Source organism: Achromobacter sp. JCM 18799, from assembly GCF_055395645.1.
The window spans coordinates 2,529,491-2,545,657 of sequence record NZ_AP043866.1 but is presented as its reverse complement, the minus strand read 5'-3'; the positions used below and the strand labels follow the sequence as shown (position 1 = coordinate 2,545,657).

Below are 16,167 nucleotides of genomic sequence, written 5' to 3'. Positions count from 1 at the left end.
TCCGGCTGATCCGGGCGCTGCCGGCGCACTGTGCTTTGCCCGGAATGACGTGAGTCCATTCACCACAAGGGGTAGGAAATGCTGAAAATCAAACAATGGCTGGGCGTGGCCGGCATCGCCCTGGCGGCCGCCACCGTCGCCTTGCCCGCGCAGGCCGACGAACTGGCCGACATCCTCAAGCGCGGCGAGCTGCGCGTCGCGGTGCAGACCTCGGGGCCGCTGATGAGCTTCATGGACAAGAGCGGCAAGCGCACCGGCCTGGCCGTGGAAGTGGCCAAGCGCATGGCCGACGACCTGGGCGTGAAGCTGGTGCTGCAGGATTACGAGTGGAAGGGCCTGATCCCGGCGCTCTTGTCCGGCAAGGCCGACATGGTCGCTGCCGACATGACGCCGACCCCGCAGCGCGCCGCGCAGGTGCTGTTCTCCACCCCCATGTTCTACGCCGACACCGTGGCCGTGGTGCCCAAAGATTCACCCTACAAATCGTACGAGGAACTCAACAAGGACGGCGTGACCGTGGGCGTGCTGGGCGCCAGCACCTATGCGGAAGTGGGCAAGAAGATGCTGCCCAAGGCCACCATGAAGGAATTCTCCGGCGGCAGCGCGCCGGTCGGGCAGGCCCTGTCCAGCGGCCGCCTGGACGCCGGCATCATGTCGCTGTCCACGGCCAACCAGTTCCTGGTCGACTTCGGCAACCTGCGCGTGCTGGACGGCATCATGGTGCGCGAACCGCTGGCCTTCGCCGTCGGTCCCAACGCCTTCCGCCTGAAGTTCTGGCTGGACAACTGGCAGACGCTGAAGACGGCCGACAACACGCTGCCAGAACAGGTGAAGTACTGGTACTCCACCGACTGGAAGAAAGACCACTGAGCCCATGGACTGGCTGCTCGACTTCTATAACTGGCGCATCGTCAGCCAGTACACCGGCCAGTTCGCCACCGGCCTGGCCAACACCCTGATCGCGGCGGGCGCAAGCCTGGTGCTGTCGGTGCTGGCCGGCATCCCGTTGGCGCTTGCCCATATGTCGCCCCGCGCCGCCGTCTGGCGGCCGGTGGCGGCCTATGTGCAATTCATCCGTTCCACGCCCTTGCTGGTGCAGATCTACCTGGTCTACTACGCGGTGCCCATGCTGGTGCCGGGCGCCAAGGGCTGGAGCGAGATGTTGCTGGGCATCCTCGCCATGACGCTGCACCATGCGGCCTACATGAGCGAAATCATCCGCGTGGGCATCGAATCCGTGCCGCGCGGCCAGATCGAAGGCGCCAAGGCCTGCGGCATGAACTACCGCCAGCGGCTGCGCTACGTGGTGCTGCCGCAAGCCTTCGCCAATACCTTGCCGCCGCTCTTGGGCCAGACCGCCGTGCTGATCAAGGACACCTCGCTGCTGTCGCTGATCACGGTATTCGAACTGGTCGCGGCCGGCGTGCAGATGAACAGCGACCGCATCGTGCCCAACGAAAGCTTCCTGACCATCGCGGCCGGCTATCTGCTGATCTATGCCTGCATGCTGCTGCTGTCGCGCGGCGTGAGCATCTGGCTGGCGGGTCCCGCCTGGAACGCGAGGTAAGCATGCTGGATTCCTATATTTCCACTGCCGGCGTGGTGCTGCCGTTCCTGCTGAAGGGCTTCTGGGAGACCTTGAAGATCTCCTTCGTGGCCATCATCGCGGGGTCCCTGCTGGGCTTCGTGATCGGCGTGATCCGCAGCTACCGCATCCGCGGCGTGCACCAGCTGCTGGGCCTGTACATCCACATCCTGCGCGGTACGCCGTTCCTGGTGCAGCTCTACATCTTCTATTTCGTGCTGCCCAGCTCGGGCATCGAGATGCTGCATTGGGATTCCGGCACCGCCGCCTTCGTGTCGCTGTCGGTCTACACGTCCTGCTATGTCGCCGAAATCGTCATGGGCGCGATCCAGGCCGTGCCGCGCGGCCAGACCGAAGGCGCGATGACGCTGGGTCTGCGGCCGTTCCAGATCCTGCGCCTGGTCATCCTGCCGCAGGCCATGCGCCTGATCGTGCAGCCCATGAGCGGCGTCTACGTCATGCTGATCAAAAGCACGGCCATCCTGTCCGTGGTGGGCATCACCGAACTGACGCGGCAGGGCGAGGTCTTCATCATCACCTTTCCGGCCAAGTCGCTATTCATCTACGGCATGATCGCCGCCATCTACTTCATCTACTGCTACCCGCTGCTGCGACTGGCCAACTGGCTGGAAAAGCGCTTGACCGGCGGCTTGCAAGGCGCGGGCCTGAACTGATGCCGACCACCATGGCTTCCGAGTACATCGACACCTACTACAAGCGCACGCTGGCCGACGGCGACACCCGTTATGCGCCGCTGTCCGGCGCGGCCAGCACCGACGTCTGCGTGGTGGGGGCCGGAATGGCCGGCTTGTCCGCCGCGTTGGAGCTGGCCCGCCGCGGCCGCGACGTCATCTTGCTGGAGGGGCGGCGCATCGCCTGGGGCGCGTCCGGTCGCAACGGCGGCTCCGTCTCGCCGGCATACTCCGCCGGGGCCGACGCCATCAGAAAGCACGTCGACGAAGACCACTACCGCAAGCTCTACCGCCTGTCGATGGAAGGCGTGGAGATCATCCGCAACAACATCCGCGACCTGGACATCACCGAAGCCCGCAAGGTCGACGGCCGGCTGCGCGTGGTGCGCTACGAGGCGACCGACGCCCTGCGGCAGTGGTGCGACAGCCAGCAACGCGACTTTGGCCGCGACGTGCGTCTGCTGAGCCGCGGCCAGGTCCGCGAACGCCTGCTGTCCGACGTTTACTTCCAGGGCGTGGAGGACCCCACGTCCTTCCACTTCCACCCGCTGAACTACGCCCGCGCGCTGGCCCGCGAATGCGCGCGCCTGGGTGTGCGCATCCACGAAGACTCGCCTGTTGTGCAGGCGTCGCTGGACGGCGCGGTCAAGCGCCTGAAAACGGAGCATGGCCAGATCGACGCCCGCACCGTGGTACTGGCCACCGGCGGCTACACCGAGGACGTGGTGCCTGCGCTGCGCCGCGCGATGCTGCCCATCGCCACCTACATCATGCTGACCGAGCCGCTGGGCGACCGGGTGCAGGAAGCCATACGCACCACCGCCGCCATCGGCGACGACCGGCGCGCCGGCAACTATTACCGCGTGCTCGATGGCGGGCGCATCGGCTGGGGCAGTAGAATCACCACCCGTGTCGACGACCCGCCCGACCTGGCGGAGTCGCTGCGCCGCGAACTCCTCTCCGTCTATCCCCAATTGCAGGGACTGCGCGTGGAAACGGCGTGGTCGGGACGCATGGCCTACGCGCGGCATCTGATGCCGCAGATCGGCCAGCTCTCGCCGGATGTCTGGTACTGCACGGCGTTCGGCGGACACGGCATGAACACGGCGTCGATCGGCGGCCGGGTCGTCGCCGAAGGGATCGCGGGCGACACCCAGCGCTACAAGCTGTACGCGCCGTTCGGGCTGGCCTGGAACGGCGGCGGTCTCGGCACGGCAGCGGTGCAACTTACTTATTGGTCTTACCAGGCGCGCGACTGGTGGCGGGAGCGGCGGTCGCGGGCATGACAGGGTGCATAGATGGAAGGCAACAAACAAAGCGTGTTGGCACAGCGGCTGCGAGCCTTGCGCCAGGCGCGGGCGTGGACCTTGAAGCAGGCGGCCGCGGCCACCGGCGTGTCCGCGTCCACGTTGTCCAAGATCGAAAACAGCCTGCTGTCGCCCACCTATGACAACCTGATCAAGATCGCGGCGGGCCTGGAGCTGGACGTGGCCGAGCTCTTCACCGCGTCCGATGCCCACATGGGCACCGGACGCCGCAGCCTCAGCCGCCAGGGAGAAGGGCGCCAGTACGAAACCCCGTACTACGACCACCGCCTGCTGTGCACCGCGCTGTCGCACAAGCGCATGATGCCCTTCCACACCCGCGTCAAGGCCCGTTCCTTCGACGAATTCCACGACTGGAGCCGCCACCGCGGCGAGGAATTCGTCTATGTGCTGGAAGGCGAGGTCGAGCTCTACACCGAGTTCTACGAGCCCGCCCGCCTGAAGGCCGGGGAAAGCTTCTACATAGACAGCCGCATGGGCCATCGCGTGATCAGCCTGAGTCCGGACGACGCCCTGGTGCTGTGGGTGTCGACCCATGCGGACATAGGCGAAGAGTAGGGTTTATAGGCCTGTGTTGCGGGCCGGCCGCCCAAGCCGCCCGCAACAAGGTAAAATGCGGCGCCCGGATCCTTTCCGGGCCATCACCACACCGCGCGGCAGTAGCTCAGCTGGATAGAGCACGGGCCTTCTAAGCCTGAGGTCGGGGGTTCGAGCCCCTCCTGCCGCGCCAGAATAGCTAAGTAAATCAAGCTATTGTGTAATGCCAAAAGCCGTTAACAAGGCAATTATCAAAATAAAAATGCCTGCGTTGGAACTTTACTCTGGCGCGATGGCCTTCTTCACCACCCGTCTGTCGTAGTGTTCGTGCGTCGTCGCCGGGTTCGCATGCGCGGCGAAATCATACGCATCGTGGTCACGGTTTTGGATCTTCGTTGTGATCAAAACTGATACGTATATGTCAATTGCAAGGTGTCCAGACCAGGGTTCGGTCGCTTGATGCCAGCATTGGAAAAGTGTGAAAGACGCAGACCAATGCGGTCATGGCGCGTGAGTAGAAAACCCGCACCGATATGATCACCAAACTGGAAGGCAGATCCGATGTTCTTGTCTGCAAACCGAGTGCGAGTAAGCGCTGTGACCCCAATGCCCGCTTCGATGTAGAAGCGTTCGGTAGTCCACCAGCGGAACATGGGGATCGCGCTAAATTGCCAGGCTTGACTGGGCGAGCGAGAGCCATCGGCTGTCCAGTAGGAAACGCCGATTTCGGGCGTTAAATCCAGGCGCCCCCAGTTCCCACTGAACTTGGTAGTCCAGACCGACGCTGCTTCATAGTTCAGTGTGTAGCGCTTGTATTGCTTTCCTACGCCGTAGTGAACACTAATACCGCCCTGCGTTCCACTGGTATCTGCCAGTGCTGAGTCGGCCATGCCTGCGAGCATTAGACTGAGCACCGCCGGCAAGAGCCGTTGCAGGTGAAACTGTGCCTTAATGGTTTTTTTGCTGTTGGTGTTCATGCGTTGAGATAGGGAGGGTGAGGAGGAGCAGAGTTTGTCCGTCGGAATGAATGCCCTAGAAGCGGCGTGAAAGTCGCCCTCAATTCCGATTTTCAAGTGGTACTGCCCAATTACCCTTTCACTGTATAGATCGTTCAAATAAGAAATATAAAGTTCTGTGAAGTTTTGAGTATTGTTGAATGAGTCGTCTCGGAAGGGTCTGACGTGCGTACTCCTCGTTCGGATCTGTGTCCCCAGGGTCGGGGGTTCGAGCCCCTCCTGCTACGCCAACATCCCCCGAAAATTCAACGTCTTACAGATAGCCGCCGCCCAAGCCCGCGCGGCCGGCGGCTCACGGGCGTCGGGAGCGCAGCCGCCCCGGACACGCCCCTCCTCATTCGATCCCGTACTTCCCTGGCGCGATCACGCCATTCGGGTCCAAGGCGGCCTTGATCGATGCGCAAGCACGCACCAGCTCAGGCATGCGCTGGGCCTGGTGGAACTCGTGATACATGGTCGGCGCGCGTCCCACGAAAATGCCGCGATCGGCGAACAGCCTGGCCAGCGCCCGGTAGCAGGCGTCGGCGCGCGCGGTTTCGTCGGCGTCTTCCCGGTTGTAGATGATCGCGTGGATGGCGCGGGCGAAGCGGGCGCCGCAAACGTTCGACAGCAGGTATTCCAGCCCGTGCTCGTGGCAAATGCGGCGCGCCTGTGTTTGCAGGGCGTTGACGATGTCGCCGGCGACGGGGGAGCCCGCCGACAGCCAGATCGCGCCGCCGCCCGGGCGCCAGCCCAGCATCTTCAATTCGCTGTCGGTCGGCACGCCGGTGTTGGAGTTGATGGCGATGTGCAGGGGGCCGATGTCCTCGGCTTCCTCCATGGGAATCTGGCGTCCCTTGCCCGAGGCCAGGAAGTGCTGGGCGATGCGGTCGATCTGGGGTTGCACGGCGGCACGGCTGGCGCCGTACACGGCGCCTGATACCGTCCAGGATCCCAGGTCATACTGCCTGCGCAGCGCGGCGCGTCCCTCGTCGGACATCGAGCGTTTGCCGCCGCTGGCCGCGTATTCCGGGTTGGTGGCGGCCGAGGACAGCAGATACAGGTCATTGGTGGCGCGGATCAGCGTCGGCACGAAATTGCTGAGCTTCAGCGGACGGATGCGTTCGACGATCTCCCCCAGATCTTCGTCGTCGGGGAAGGTGAAAAAGAAGGGTTCGATATGCGGCGGCCGAGGCATGAGCCACATGCCTACGCGGGTGACGATGCCGAAATTGGATTGGGAGAACAGGCCGTCCAGCGTAGGGCCGAAGCTGTATTTGGAGACGTGCCAGTTGGGATGCGAGGACCCGGCCAGGCTGCCGTCGCCGGTGCGGATCACGTCGCCATTGCCGAGCACGACCTCCATGCCGCAACTCATGCCGAAATGATCGGCGTAGGCGCCGCTGCCGCCGCCCTTGTCCAGCGCGTTCGCGAGGATGCTGCCCTGCGACGGGCCCGCGGTCGGCGAGATCATCAGCTTGCTTTCCCGGCGCTGCAGCTCGTCGTGCATGGCGCGAAAGCTCACGCCGGGCTCGAGCACGCAATAGCCCAGCGTCTCGTTCACTTCCAGGATGCGGTTCATGCGTCGCCCCAGGTCCACCACCACCTGGCCAGGGCGGATGGGCGAGCGGGTGCCCAGGCCGATGTTCTGGCCATTACTGATGGGATAGAGCTGGACGCGGAAGCGGTTGGCCAGGCGCACCAGCGTCTGCACCGCCTCGGTCGAGTCCGGATAGGCGACCGCGCCGGGGCGAACATCGGCGCAGGGCAGGGTGTGTTCGCCGTAGCGTCCGAGGACGTCGTCACCCAGCGCGATGGCGTCCGCGCCAAGCTCGGCTGCCGCCGCATGGGCGAAATCTACGATAGGGTCATTGGAAGGCATACGTCTTTCACCACAGAAGATCGCCGCTGCCGGCGGTTGTCGGAACCGGCGTGACCGCCGGCGTTGGAGCGTCGGCCGCCGCCTGCGGCGGCTTGGGCCGGTAGTTTTCGAGACCGCGGGGCGGCGGGCCGCCGGTGGCCCAGTCCAGCAACTGCACCGTGTGCGCCACTGGTACGGGCGTGAAGCGCGAGATCTGCACCAGGCATCCCATGTTGCCGGCGGCGATCACGTCAGGCCGGCCGGCCGAGGCGTGGGCCGCCTTGCGTTGTCCCAGGCGGTCCGAGATGGCCGGCTCGAGGATGTTGTAGGTCCCGGCCGAGCCGCAGCACAGATGCGATTCCGCGATATCGCGCACCTCCATGTCCAGCTTGCCCAGCGCGCGGCGCGGCGGCCGTTCGATCTTCAGGCCATGCTTGAGTGAACAGGAGTCGTGATAGGAAACGGCCAGGCCTGACGCCGAGCCGGTGGATGTCAACGGCAGGCCGGCGGTGATCTGCGCGATGTCCTGGGTGGCCTCGACCACGAGGCGCGCCTGCGCCGACAGTTCGGGGCGGTCGGAAAGCAGTTCCTCATAGCGTTTGATAACGGAACCGCAGCCCGAGGTGGTGCTGATGATGGCGTCGATATGCCCGGCCTGCAGCGCGGCCGACCAGCTGCGGACGGCCTGTTCCATGTGCCGGGTGGCGGCCTCGCGCCGTCCCATGTGCAGTTCGAGCGCGCCACAGCATTGCACGCCGGGCACGTCGACGACGGCGATGCCGGCGCGTATGAGCAGGCGCTTGGCCGAGGCGTTGATCTCGGCGCCGAGCACCGACTGGGCGCAGCCGTCCAGCAGCGCCACGCGGCGCGTGGGGTTGGCGGGCGGCTGTGGAGCGGCTTCGGCGCGCGGCGCAAACGCCGCGAGTGCGGGGGCGCTGGATAGGGAGGCCAACGCGCCCAACGGCCCGCCCAGGCGGCCGGCGGCGCCGCGTAGCAACCGGCCCGCGGCCGCGGCGGGGCGCAGCAGCGTGGGGGTCGTCAGTACCCGGGCCAGCGCCGAGCGCAGCAGGCGCTGCGTCAGCGGGCGGACCTTGCTCTTCTCGATATGCTCGCGCGCGCCGTCGATGATGGCGTGATACGAGACGCCGGCCGCGCAGGTGGTTTCGCACGAGAGGCACGACAGGCAGCGGTCCAGGTGGCGCACGGCGGCCGGGCTGGGCGCAGCGCCGCTGTCCAGCATCTCGCGCGCCAGGGCGATCCGGCCGCGCGGTGAATCCAGCTCTTCGCCATCGAGCACGTAGGTAGGACAGACCGCGGTGCAGAAGCCGAAATGCACGCAGCTCTCGGCGGCGGCGCGGACCGCATCGGGGCGGTGAATGGTGATGGTCTTGGGCATGGTGCGACGTAAGCTTGCCGGCCAGGGCCGGGATGAAGCTCATTCTGCCGCCAGGCGCTGCGCGGGGCTGTGCTCAGCGCGTCAGCGGACGCCGCCCACGGCGTCAGTCAGCCGCGGGTCTGCCCTTGCTTGAGCAGATTTACGGGCAACTCGCCGTATCGCTCGGAGAAGCGCCGCGTGAAGTGGGAGAGATTATTGAAGCCGCAGGCGAAGGCCGCCTCGCTGACCGTGCGGGTCTTGCCAGCCGCCAGCAGCTCATGCGCGAGCGTCAGGCGGGCCTGCACCACGTAGGCTTCGAACGACGAGGCGGCATGCCGCGCGAACAGGCGGTGCAGGGTGCGGACCGATATGCGGCAGGCTGCGGCCACCATCGCGGGCGACAGGTCCGGGTTGGCGATCGCCGTATCGATGTGGCGCTTCACGCCGACGAAGCTCAGTTCGGTGGACGGGGGCGCCGCGGCGTCCGCCAGGGATGCGCAATGCAACGAGACGATCTCGATGACGGCATCCAGCAGCGTGTCGACGGTGCGGTCCTGCAGTTTGACCGTCGTATCGGTCAGCAGGCGCATGGCTTCGGTGAGCACGGGCGCGAACGGCATGTCGGCCGGCAGGCTGGCCGGCGCGCGCAGCCGCCGCATGCCCGGGGCGCGCGCGCTCAAGGCGTGGCGCGGCAACAGGACCAGCCGGCGCGAGGTCGTTTCCGGGAACGTGATGTCGAACGCGGATCCGGTGTCGAGCAGCCCGAATTCTCCGGGCCGCAGGCACAACTGCTCGTCGCCCTGGGACATCAAGGCGCTGCCCTGCAATTGCAGGCTGAGCATGATGTGATCGCCATTGAGACGGCTGACTTGCCGCTGGGAACGCCGAATCATGTGCGGGGAACTCGCGAAGTTCACGAGCCGGACGCCCGCGCGGTTCTGGCTGGACATGGTGCCTGCGAATCCGGCGTCGGGTTCGGCGCGGAATTCGGAGTCGAGCACACCGGCGCAGACCGCATCCTGCCAGAACGCCAGGGCGTGCTGGCCGTGATCGTGGGTGCTCCAGTTGTGCCATTCAGGCGCCATTTCGGCTCCGGGGTCCGTTGCGTGCTGTCGCTGCCAGCGGCATCGGCTGGCACGTTGGGTCGTGCCCAATGTAGCGAGGCAGGGGAGAATGGGCCATCCGTGCATTCCCCAGTAACGGCGCACTGAGTTCAACGTATGGAGCGTGGCATGAAACGGTTTCTATCTTTGTGGGCAGGTGCAGTGCTCGCGTTGTCGGCTTTCAGTGTCGCGGCGCAAGAGTATCCGGCGCGGCCCGTGCGCATGATCGTCGGCTTCGCGCCTGGCGGCGGCAACGATATCCTGGCCCGCCTGATGGCCGAGCAGTTGCAGCGCCGGCTGGGCCAGCCCTTCATCGTGGAGAACCGGCCGGGCGCCAGCGGCGCCATTGCCATCGGCGCCGTCAAGCGGGCCGAGGCCGACGGCTACACCTTGCTGGTGGGGCCAAGCAGCGGCATGACCGTCAATCCGGCCATCTACAACAACCTGGACTACGACCCGGTCGCCGATTTTGCGCCGATCTCCCTTGTCGGGGACATTCCCATGATCCTGACCGTCAAGGCTGAAAGCTCGGCGCGCTCGGTGGCCGATCTGGTTGCTCAGGGCAAGAATAGCGGCAAGCCGCTGTTCGCAGGCTCGGGCGCCAACTCCTTCCAGCTCGCCACCGGACTCTTCGCCAAGCGCGTCGGCCTGGAAGCGGAGGTGGTCAACTACAAAGGGAACTCCGCCGTGGTTGCGGCCTTGTTGGCCAATGAGATCGACTTTGCGCTGATCGACACCGCGGCCGTGCTGCCCCAGATCCGCAGCGGCCGGCTGAAAGCGCTGGCCGTCACGGGGGCGAAGCGTTTTACCTTGTTGCCCGACGTGCCCACCGTCGCGGAGTCCGGCGCACCGGATTTCGCAATGTCGTTCTGGTCGTCCCTGTACGCGCCGGCGGGCACGCCGCAGGCCGTCATCGACAAGTTGCAGAACACCGTATCCGCCGCCGTGAGAGAGCCCGCCGTGGCCGACCGCTTGCTGGAGCTGGGCATCGATCCCGTAGGCAGCGCGCCGCAAGTCCTGGCCGACACCATGGCCAGGGAGATTCCGATGTATGCCGCGGCCGCCAAGGAGGCGAACCTGTCGCCAGTGCAGTAGGTGTGCGGAGCCGACCTGTCCGAATTTGTCCTTTGCTTTACTGCAACTGTCGACAGGCGGAAGCTGGCCGTCCGCCGGCTATGAGTGATAGGTGCTGACTCGATGACCTATATGATCCCGCAAGATATACAGGGGCACTTATGGGGACTGCTGGTGCTGACCTCCTCCCAGTTTCCACCCGGACCGCTCTAGCTATTTGATCAGTTCCTTGCTGTCCAGTTGTGTGCCATACACACCTGAGTGCTCCGAGCTATATCTTGCACGGAGCTTTTTATTTACCCTTTTACTACCCAGGGCGCGATGCTCATGGCGTCAGGGGTTGGGTCATCGCCACGGGACGGTGTGCTGCAGGTAGCCCCCGGCAAGAACCATCGACGATGGCAGGCAATACAACCTCGTTCTTGACAGCAAGTATCTCCGCCATGATGCTCACCGCGATTTCCGCGGGCGTCCTGCTGCCGATATGGATGCCGACTGGCGCATGCAGCCGTTCCAGGGATGCGGCGGTTTCGCCGAAATGCTCCATGAAGCGTTGCCTGCGGATGCCCGTATTGCGGCGTGAACCGATGGCGCCCACGTAAAACGCCGGGCTGTGCAGCGCTTCCAGGAGCGCGAGATCGTCCAGCTTGGGATCGTGGCTCAAGGCGACGATGCAGGTGCGCGTGTCGGGGACGAGGGCCAGCACGGCGTCATCGGGCATTTCCCGGGTGATGTGCACGCCGGGCACGGACCAGCTGCCTACTTGTTCCCCGCGCGGATCGCAGATCGTCACGGCAAAGTCGTTGAACAAGGCCATGGTGGCCAGGTATTCCGCCAACGCGCCTGCGCCGATGAGCAGCATCCGGTACTGCGGCCCCAGCGTGGAACAAAGCGTCGCGCCGTCGAATTGCACTGTGGCGGGCGTCGCGGCCGGCGCCAATGTCACCGCACCGGTGGCTACGTCAACGGTGCGCTGGACCAACTGGCCGGATTCGAGCCGCCGGACCAGGGCATCCAGCGTTTCGTAGTCCGGCTGGAACTCCAGCAGCAGCTCCAGCGTGCCGCCGCAAGGCAGTCCGAACCGGCGCGCTTCGTCGGCTTCGATCCCGTAGCGCACCAGTTCAGGCGCGCCTTGCGCGATGGCGCCTGTGCCATAGGCGCGGGTGTATCGATGAATCAGGTCGTCTTCGATGCACCCGCCCGAAACAGAGCCGACGCAGCGTCCGTCTTCGCGCAGCGCCATCATGGCGCCGACGGGACGCGGGGAGGAGCCCCAGGTCTTGACCACCGTGGCCAGCAGCAGCCTGTGCCCGTCCGTCAGCCAGGCGCGGGCTTCGCGCAACACGCGGACGTCGACCGTCTCCATGCCTAGGCTACCCTGCGCACCGGCAGGCTGCGGATCCGCTTGCCGGTGGCGGCAAAGATGGCATTGCACAGCGCGGGCGCCACGGGCGGCACCGGGGGCTCGCCCACGCCGCCAGGAGGCAGGGTGTGATCGTCGTTGACCAGATGCGTGCGGATCACGCGTGGCGAGGCATTGTGGCGCAGCACTTCATAGTCGTGGAAGTTGCTCTGCTTCACGCGGCCGCGTTCGAACGTGATCTCGCTGGCAAGGGCAAGTCCCAGGCCCATGATGGCGCCGCCTTCCATCTGCGCGCGGATGCGTTCGGGGTTGATTTGCGGCCCGCAGTCCATCGCCATGTCCACGGCCACCACGCGCACCTCTCCCTTTGCATCCACGGCCACCTCGACCACGGTGGCGGTGTAGCTCATGAAGCTGTAGCAGAATGCCAGTCCGAGGCCGTGGCCCTGGGGCAGTGTTCTGCCCCATTCCGCGCCTTTGCAGGCCGCTTCGATCACGCCGCGCAGGCGGCCCGTGTCGTAGGGATAGCGCTCGGGGGATTCTGAGTAGTTCCAAGTGTCGGCCATTGTGCCCGGGTCGATCCTGCGCGCCGGGCCGATGAGGTCGAGCGCGAAATCCTTGGGGTCCTTGCCCGCGCGGTGGGCCAACTCGGCGATGAAGCACTGGGCAGCGTAGGCGTGCGGAATGTTGGCTACCGAGCGGAACCAGCCAATACGGGCATGGGCCTCCACTTCGGCCGTTTCCACCCGGACGTTGGGAATGCGGTACGGCATGTTGATGGCCGACATGGCCGATTCGAAGAGCTGCTGGCCCTTGGCGCCTTCCGAAAAGAGGGAGGCGATGGTGGGGGCGGCACTGCGGTGCAGCCAGGACTGGACTTGGCCGTTCTTGTCCAGAACGGCCTCCAGGCGTTCGACCGACACGGTATGCAGATAGTCATGATGAATGTCGTCTTCGCGAGTCCACACCAGCTTGACTGGCGTGCCTTCGGGCATGGCGCGGGCGACGATGGCTGCCTCGTCCACGAAATCGGGCTTGGACTTGCGGCCGAACCCGCCGCCCAGCAGCAAGACATTCACCGCGACGTCGGCGGGCTCCAGTTTCAGCCGGGCGGCGACGGCGTCGCGCGCGGCGATGGGGTTCTGGATCGACGTCCAGACCTCGGCGCGGCCATCCTTGATCCGGACGGTGGCCGTTGGCGGTTCCATCGAGGCATGGGCCAGATGGGGAACGTAGTACTCCGCGGCGACGCGCTCGGCTTCGGGCGCCTTGGCCCAGGCTTGCGCGGCATCGCCCTGGCTGCGCATGGTCTTGCCGGGCTTGCGCGCTGCCGATTCCAGCGTCTGGCGGTAGGCGCTTGAGTCGTAGCTGCCGTTGGGGCCATCGTCCCATTCGATTTGCAGCGCGTCGCGGCCTTGGCGGGCCGCCCAGGTGTTGCGCGCGACGATTGCGACGCCGCCCAGGGGCTGGAACGCGGGCGCCCCCTGCATCGGTGGAATCTCGACGACCTTCAGCACGCCGGGTACGGCCAGCGCCTTGGCGCTGTCGAGACGGCGCAGCTTGCCGCCGACGACAGGAGGACGTGCGACGACGGCATAGACCATGCCGGGCAGGCGCATATCCATGCCGTAGCTAGCCTGGCCCTTGCCGATGGCCTCCAGGTCCACCAGGCGCACGTGCTCCTTCCCGATATAGCGGAACTCGGCCCGATCCTTGAGCTTGAGGGCATCGCCCGCGGGAACCGGCTGTTTGGCCGCGTCCGCAGCCAACTCGCCATAAGTCAACCGGCGCCCGGAGGGCTGGTGCAGCACTTCATGCTGCACCGCTTTGACCTCGGCCACAGGAACCGACCAGCGCGCTGCCGCCGCTGCTTCGAGCATCTGGCGGGCGGCCGCACCGACGCGTCGCATGGGCATCAGGAAGTGCCGCACGCTGCGCGAGCCATCCACGTTCTGGTTGCCATAGCGCGCTTCATCGGCTTGCGCCTGTATGACCCTGACGCGGTCCCAGCGCGCTTCCATCTCGTCGGCCACCACCATGGGCAGGCTGGTGCGCACGCCCGTGCCCATTTCGGCGCGGTGCGCGACGATGGTGACGGTGCCGTCCGCGGCGATGCTGACGAAAACCAGCGGATCGTCGACGGTGCCGCCGGGCATGCTGTCAGCGCCGTATTTCTGGGTGGCGGACTCGGCGGCCCAGGCTGCCGTGATCAAACCCCTGGCGGTAACCGTCAGGGTGAGCGCGCCCAGGGCGCCCTGCAAAAAGCCGCGCCGGGAAAGTTGAGCGGTGCGCGTCATTGCTTGCCTCCCTGAGCGAGGAGCCTGGCCGCCTGCTGGATGGCTGCGCGGATGCGAGGATAGGTGCCGCAACGGCAGATATTGCCGCTCATGGCGTCCTCGATGTCTTGGTCGGTCGGCTGCGCCGAGACCTTGAGCAGGCTTACCGCCGTCATAATCTGGCCCGCCTGGCAGTAGCCGCATTGGGCAACGTTCTGTTCTATCCAGGCTTGCTGCACCGCCCGGCCGACCGCATCCGCCTCTACCCCTTCGATGGTCGTGATGCTGTGGCCTGCCACGGCGGAGAGCGGGGTGACACAGGACCGGATTGGCGCGCCGTCCATGTGCACGGTACAGGCGCCGCACAACGCCATGCCGCACCCGAATTTGGTGCCGGTCATGCCGAGTTCATCCCGTAAGGTCCAGAGCAGGGGCGTTTCGCCGGGGACGTCGATATCCTTGGCCTGGCCATTGATTTGAAGTTGGGTCATGGAGGAATCCTTGGTGGGCGGGCATGGCAGGCGAAAGCTTGCCTGAACCGTGAGTGAATCATTTTTTCAAATCGGAATTCTGCCTAAAAATTCAATAATTCTGCCTAATTGTTCCAGACAGAACTTAAGGGCGACGAACCAGAGCTGGTGCCAAGAGCCGACGCGAACGGCTCCTTCGGATCGCCGAGGGTCAGCCCCGAGGATGTTACGCCTTCGGCCGCCCCGTCGGTGAGCACGGTGTAGCCGTGCTGCCAGATCGCGTGCAGCCCCATTTTTTCGGTTGCGTTGCAGTGACGTCTACCCTGTCACATCCCATACCAGCATCTCCGCTGGCCTTCCCCGGTCCCCGATCCAGGCCTAGCCTGTCGTCTCTTTCATTCTCGACAGGAGACCCGCATGGTAAAGGCGAAACGGCTGGGCGAGCCCTATGGCGTCGAGGTAACGAACGGCAGGAATGTCCTGCTTTCCGACACGCAAAAAGACGGCAAAGGAGGAGCCGCGGGCATGCGGCCGCACGAACTCCTTGAAAGCGCGCTCGCGGCCTGTGTCTGCATGTCCATCGGCATGGCCGCGGACCGCGCCGGCGTTGCGTTGCCCGAGGCGACGGTGCAGGTGGCCATCGATCGTCAGGATGACGAAACCGGATTCGAGGTGAGTTTGCGCTTCGCTGCGGCGCTGACGGCGGCGCAGCAGGATCTGGTTCGCGGGGCGGTGCAGGCATCGCCGGTCGCGCGCACGTTGGGCAAGACGGTGCGGGTGCGGCCAGCTGTAATCCTGACGGCCTGAAGAGGATACGCGTCCGGAGGCGGGCAGAACGCGCTTCTGCCCGCGCCTCACCTACTGGCTGAACTCAAACACATAACTATTCGCCGACCCCGCCGCGCGGTTGTACAGCGGACACCAGCCATTGACCGGGGTCACTTCGCAATAGCGGTTGCGGCCATACACCTGGGCGATCTTCCAGTCCTGGGTCTTGTCGGCGCGTTCCAGCAGGTACTGCATGCGCACGCCTCGCTCCTTGCGGTCGCGCTCGTCGTTGTCCACGGGAAAGCCGGGCGTGGAGGGCGTGGTGTTGCGGATCTGGGCGACTACGAAGGCGCGCGTGTCGGATTGGACGTCGACGTTGACGACGCTGCGCTCGTAGGTGTCGACGCTGCATTTCTGGTCGGCGTTCTGCCAGGTTTGCAACGGCGCGGTGCTCAGGGAGTCTTCGGCGGCGTTGAACGGGCGGTACAGCTCGACCAGTTCCTTGCAGGCGGTGGCGGTGTAGCGGCCATGCGCGTCGCGCACCTGCCACCAGGATTTCACCGCCGCTTCCGGGGTGTTGGCGGCCAGCTGCAGTTGCGGCGTGGCGGCTTGAAGCCGTTCCCAGGGTGTTTCTTCCTGCTTGGAGCAACCCGTCAAGGCGATTGCCAGAACGAGCAATAGGGCGGGCTTGGTCACGGTACTGAATCGAGTAAACAAATCGGGGGCACCATGATACCCCTTCC

At 65.4% G+C, this 16,167-nt stretch carries 15 protein-coding genes and 1 tRNA gene; 8 read left to right on the top strand and 8 right to left on the bottom strand.

The features are described 5' to 3' along the window. The first annotated feature begins 78 nt into the window (after positions 1-78). The 6 genes from ACZ5YA_RS12075 (at position 79) to ACZ5YA_RS12050 (ending at position 4,332) form a co-directional block, all read left to right on the top strand. The gene (locus ACZ5YA_RS12075) at positions 79-870 is read left to right on the top strand and encodes an ABC transporter substrate-binding protein (RefSeq protein WP_059371830.1); all 792 of its coding nucleotides are present in this window, start codon (positions 79-81) and stop codon (positions 868-870) included. A 4-nt stretch (positions 871-874) separates the two neighbouring features. Then, the gene (locus ACZ5YA_RS12070; protein ID WP_059371831.1) at positions 875-1,567 is read left to right on the top strand and encodes an amino acid ABC transporter permease; all 693 of its coding nucleotides are present in this window, start codon (positions 875-877) and stop codon (positions 1,565-1,567) included. A gap of 2 nt (positions 1,568-1,569) precedes the next feature. After that, the gene (locus tag ACZ5YA_RS12065) at positions 1,570-2,259 is read left to right on the top strand and encodes an amino acid ABC transporter permease (protein WP_059371832.1); all 690 of its coding nucleotides are present in this window, start codon (positions 1,570-1,572) and stop codon (positions 2,257-2,259) included. An 11-nt stretch (positions 2,260-2,270) separates the two neighbouring features. After that, the gene (locus tag ACZ5YA_RS12060) at positions 2,271-3,563 is read left to right on the top strand and encodes an NAD(P)/FAD-dependent oxidoreductase (protein WP_464092849.1); all 1,293 of its coding nucleotides are present in this window, start codon (positions 2,271-2,273) and stop codon (positions 3,561-3,563) included. Between the two features lie 12 nt (positions 3,564-3,575). Then, complete coding sequence (locus ACZ5YA_RS12055) at positions 3,576-4,160, top strand: helix-turn-helix domain-containing protein (RefSeq protein WP_042794587.1); 585 nt, start codon at positions 3,576-3,578, stop codon at positions 4,158-4,160. 95 nt (positions 4,161-4,255) lie between these two features. Continuing rightward, positions 4,256-4,332, top strand: a tRNA-Arg gene (locus tag ACZ5YA_RS12050). 208 nt (positions 4,333-4,540) lie between these two features. Here the strand turns inward: ACZ5YA_RS12050 and ACZ5YA_RS12045 are convergent. The 4 genes from ACZ5YA_RS12045 to ACZ5YA_RS12030 all read right to left on the bottom strand — a co-directional run bounded on the left by ACZ5YA_RS12045 (position 4,541) and on the right by ACZ5YA_RS12030 (position 9,455). Continuing rightward, positions 4,541-5,041, bottom strand: coding sequence for an acyloxyacyl hydrolase (locus tag ACZ5YA_RS12045; protein WP_373429139.1), 501 nt, complete (start codon positions 5,039-5,041; stop codon positions 4,541-4,543). Positions 5,042-5,489: 448 nt separating this feature from the next. Further along, entirely contained in the window at positions 5,490-7,016 is a 1,527-nt protein-coding gene (locus tag ACZ5YA_RS12040; RefSeq protein WP_059371833.1) for an FAD-binding oxidoreductase, read from the bottom strand. 7 nt (positions 7,017-7,023) lie between these two features. After that, the gene (glcF, locus tag ACZ5YA_RS12035; protein ID WP_464092577.1) at positions 7,024-8,391 is read right to left on the bottom strand and encodes a glycolate oxidase subunit GlcF; all 1,368 of its coding nucleotides are present in this window, start codon (positions 8,389-8,391) and stop codon (positions 7,024-7,026) included. A gap of 107 nt (positions 8,392-8,498) precedes the next feature. Next, entirely contained in the window at positions 8,499-9,455 is a 957-nt protein-coding gene (locus tag ACZ5YA_RS12030) for a helix-turn-helix domain-containing protein (RefSeq protein ID WP_280015172.1), read from the bottom strand. A 147-nt stretch (positions 9,456-9,602) separates the two neighbouring features. Here ACZ5YA_RS12030 and ACZ5YA_RS12025 point away from each other — a divergent pair, with 147 nt between their 5' ends. After that, the gene (locus ACZ5YA_RS12025) at positions 9,603-10,568 is read left to right on the top strand and encodes a Bug family tripartite tricarboxylate transporter substrate binding protein (RefSeq protein WP_059371836.1); all 966 of its coding nucleotides are present in this window, start codon (positions 9,603-9,605) and stop codon (positions 10,566-10,568) included. Between the two features lie 304 nt (positions 10,569-10,872). On the opposite strand, the gene ACZ5YA_RS12020 is transcribed toward ACZ5YA_RS12025, so the two are convergent. Genes ACZ5YA_RS12020 through ACZ5YA_RS12010 form a run of 3 tightly spaced genes read right to left on the bottom strand, consistent with a single transcriptional unit; the run spans position 10,873 to position 14,677 of the window. Further along, complete coding sequence (locus tag ACZ5YA_RS12020) at positions 10,873-11,913, bottom strand: XdhC family protein (RefSeq protein WP_464092576.1); 1,041 nt, start codon at positions 11,911-11,913, stop codon at positions 10,873-10,875. A gap of 2 nt (positions 11,914-11,915) precedes the next feature. After that, positions 11,916-14,207, bottom strand: a complete 2,292-nt coding sequence (locus ACZ5YA_RS12015; protein WP_464092575.1) for a xanthine dehydrogenase family protein molybdopterin-binding subunit — start codon at positions 14,205-14,207, stop codon at positions 11,916-11,918. Further along, positions 14,204-14,677, bottom strand: coding sequence for a (2Fe-2S)-binding protein (locus ACZ5YA_RS12010; RefSeq protein ID WP_059371839.1), 474 nt, complete (start codon positions 14,675-14,677; stop codon positions 14,204-14,206). Before ACZ5YA_RS12010 ends, ACZ5YA_RS12015 begins: the two co-directional genes overlap by 4 nt. Before the next feature lie 396 nt (positions 14,678-15,073). Here ACZ5YA_RS12010 and ACZ5YA_RS12005 point away from each other — a divergent pair, with 396 nt between their 5' ends. Continuing rightward, a complete protein-coding gene (locus ACZ5YA_RS12005) occupies positions 15,074-15,463 on the top strand; it encodes an OsmC family protein (RefSeq protein WP_464092574.1) in 390 nt (129 codons plus the stop codon). A gap of 51 nt (positions 15,464-15,514) precedes the next feature. On the opposite strand, the gene ACZ5YA_RS12000 is transcribed toward ACZ5YA_RS12005, so the two are convergent. Then, on the bottom strand, positions 15,515-16,120 hold the full coding sequence (locus ACZ5YA_RS12000; protein WP_118934887.1) for a hypothetical protein: 606 nt from the start codon (positions 16,118-16,120) through the stop codon (positions 15,515-15,517). Between the last annotated feature and the right edge of the window lie 47 nt (positions 16,121-16,167).

What these genes read in the sequence shown, in the direction of transcription:
- ACZ5YA_RS12015 (WP_464092575.1), bottom strand. Translation starts at nt 14,207, where the DNA reads ATGACGCGCACCGCTCAACTTTCCCGGCGCGGCTTTTTGCAGGGCGCC.
- ACZ5YA_RS12040 (WP_059371833.1), bottom strand. Translation starts at nt 7,016, where the DNA reads ATGCCTTCCAATGACCCTATCGTAGATTTCGCCCATGCGGCGGCAGCC.
- ACZ5YA_RS12045 (WP_373429139.1), bottom strand. Translation starts at nt 5,041, where the DNA reads ATGCTCGCAGGCATGGCCGACTCAGCACTGGCAGATACCAGTGGAACG.
- glcF (WP_464092577.1), bottom strand. Translation starts at nt 8,391, where the DNA reads ATGCCCAAGACCATCACCATTCACCGCCCCGATGCGGTCCGCGCCGCC.
- ACZ5YA_RS12010 (WP_059371839.1), bottom strand. Translation starts at nt 14,677, where the DNA reads ATGACCCAACTTCAAATCAATGGCCAGGCCAAGGATATCGACGTCCCC.
- ACZ5YA_RS12030 (WP_280015172.1), bottom strand. Translation starts at nt 9,455, where the DNA reads ATGGCGCCTGAATGGCACAACTGGAGCACCCACGATCACGGCCAGCAC.
- ACZ5YA_RS12060 (WP_464092849.1), top strand. Translation starts at nt 2,271, where the DNA reads ATGGCTTCCGAGTACATCGACACCTACTACAAGCGCACGCTGGCCGAC.
- ACZ5YA_RS12055 (WP_042794587.1), top strand. Translation starts at nt 3,576, where the DNA reads ATGGAAGGCAACAAACAAAGCGTGTTGGCACAGCGGCTGCGAGCCTTG.
- ACZ5YA_RS12025 (WP_059371836.1), top strand. Translation starts at nt 9,603, where the DNA reads ATGAAACGGTTTCTATCTTTGTGGGCAGGTGCAGTGCTCGCGTTGTCG.
- ACZ5YA_RS12070 (WP_059371831.1), top strand. Translation starts at nt 875, where the DNA reads ATGGACTGGCTGCTCGACTTCTATAACTGGCGCATCGTCAGCCAGTAC.
- ACZ5YA_RS12005 (WP_464092574.1), top strand. Translation starts at nt 15,074, where the DNA reads ATGGTAAAGGCGAAACGGCTGGGCGAGCCCTATGGCGTCGAGGTAACG.
- ACZ5YA_RS12075 (WP_059371830.1), top strand. Translation starts at nt 79, where the DNA reads ATGCTGAAAATCAAACAATGGCTGGGCGTGGCCGGCATCGCCCTGGCG.
- ACZ5YA_RS12020 (WP_464092576.1), bottom strand. Translation starts at nt 11,913, where the DNA reads ATGGAGACGGTCGACGTCCGCGTGTTGCGCGAAGCCCGCGCCTGGCTG.
- ACZ5YA_RS12065 (WP_059371832.1), top strand. Translation starts at nt 1,570, where the DNA reads ATGCTGGATTCCTATATTTCCACTGCCGGCGTGGTGCTGCCGTTCCTG.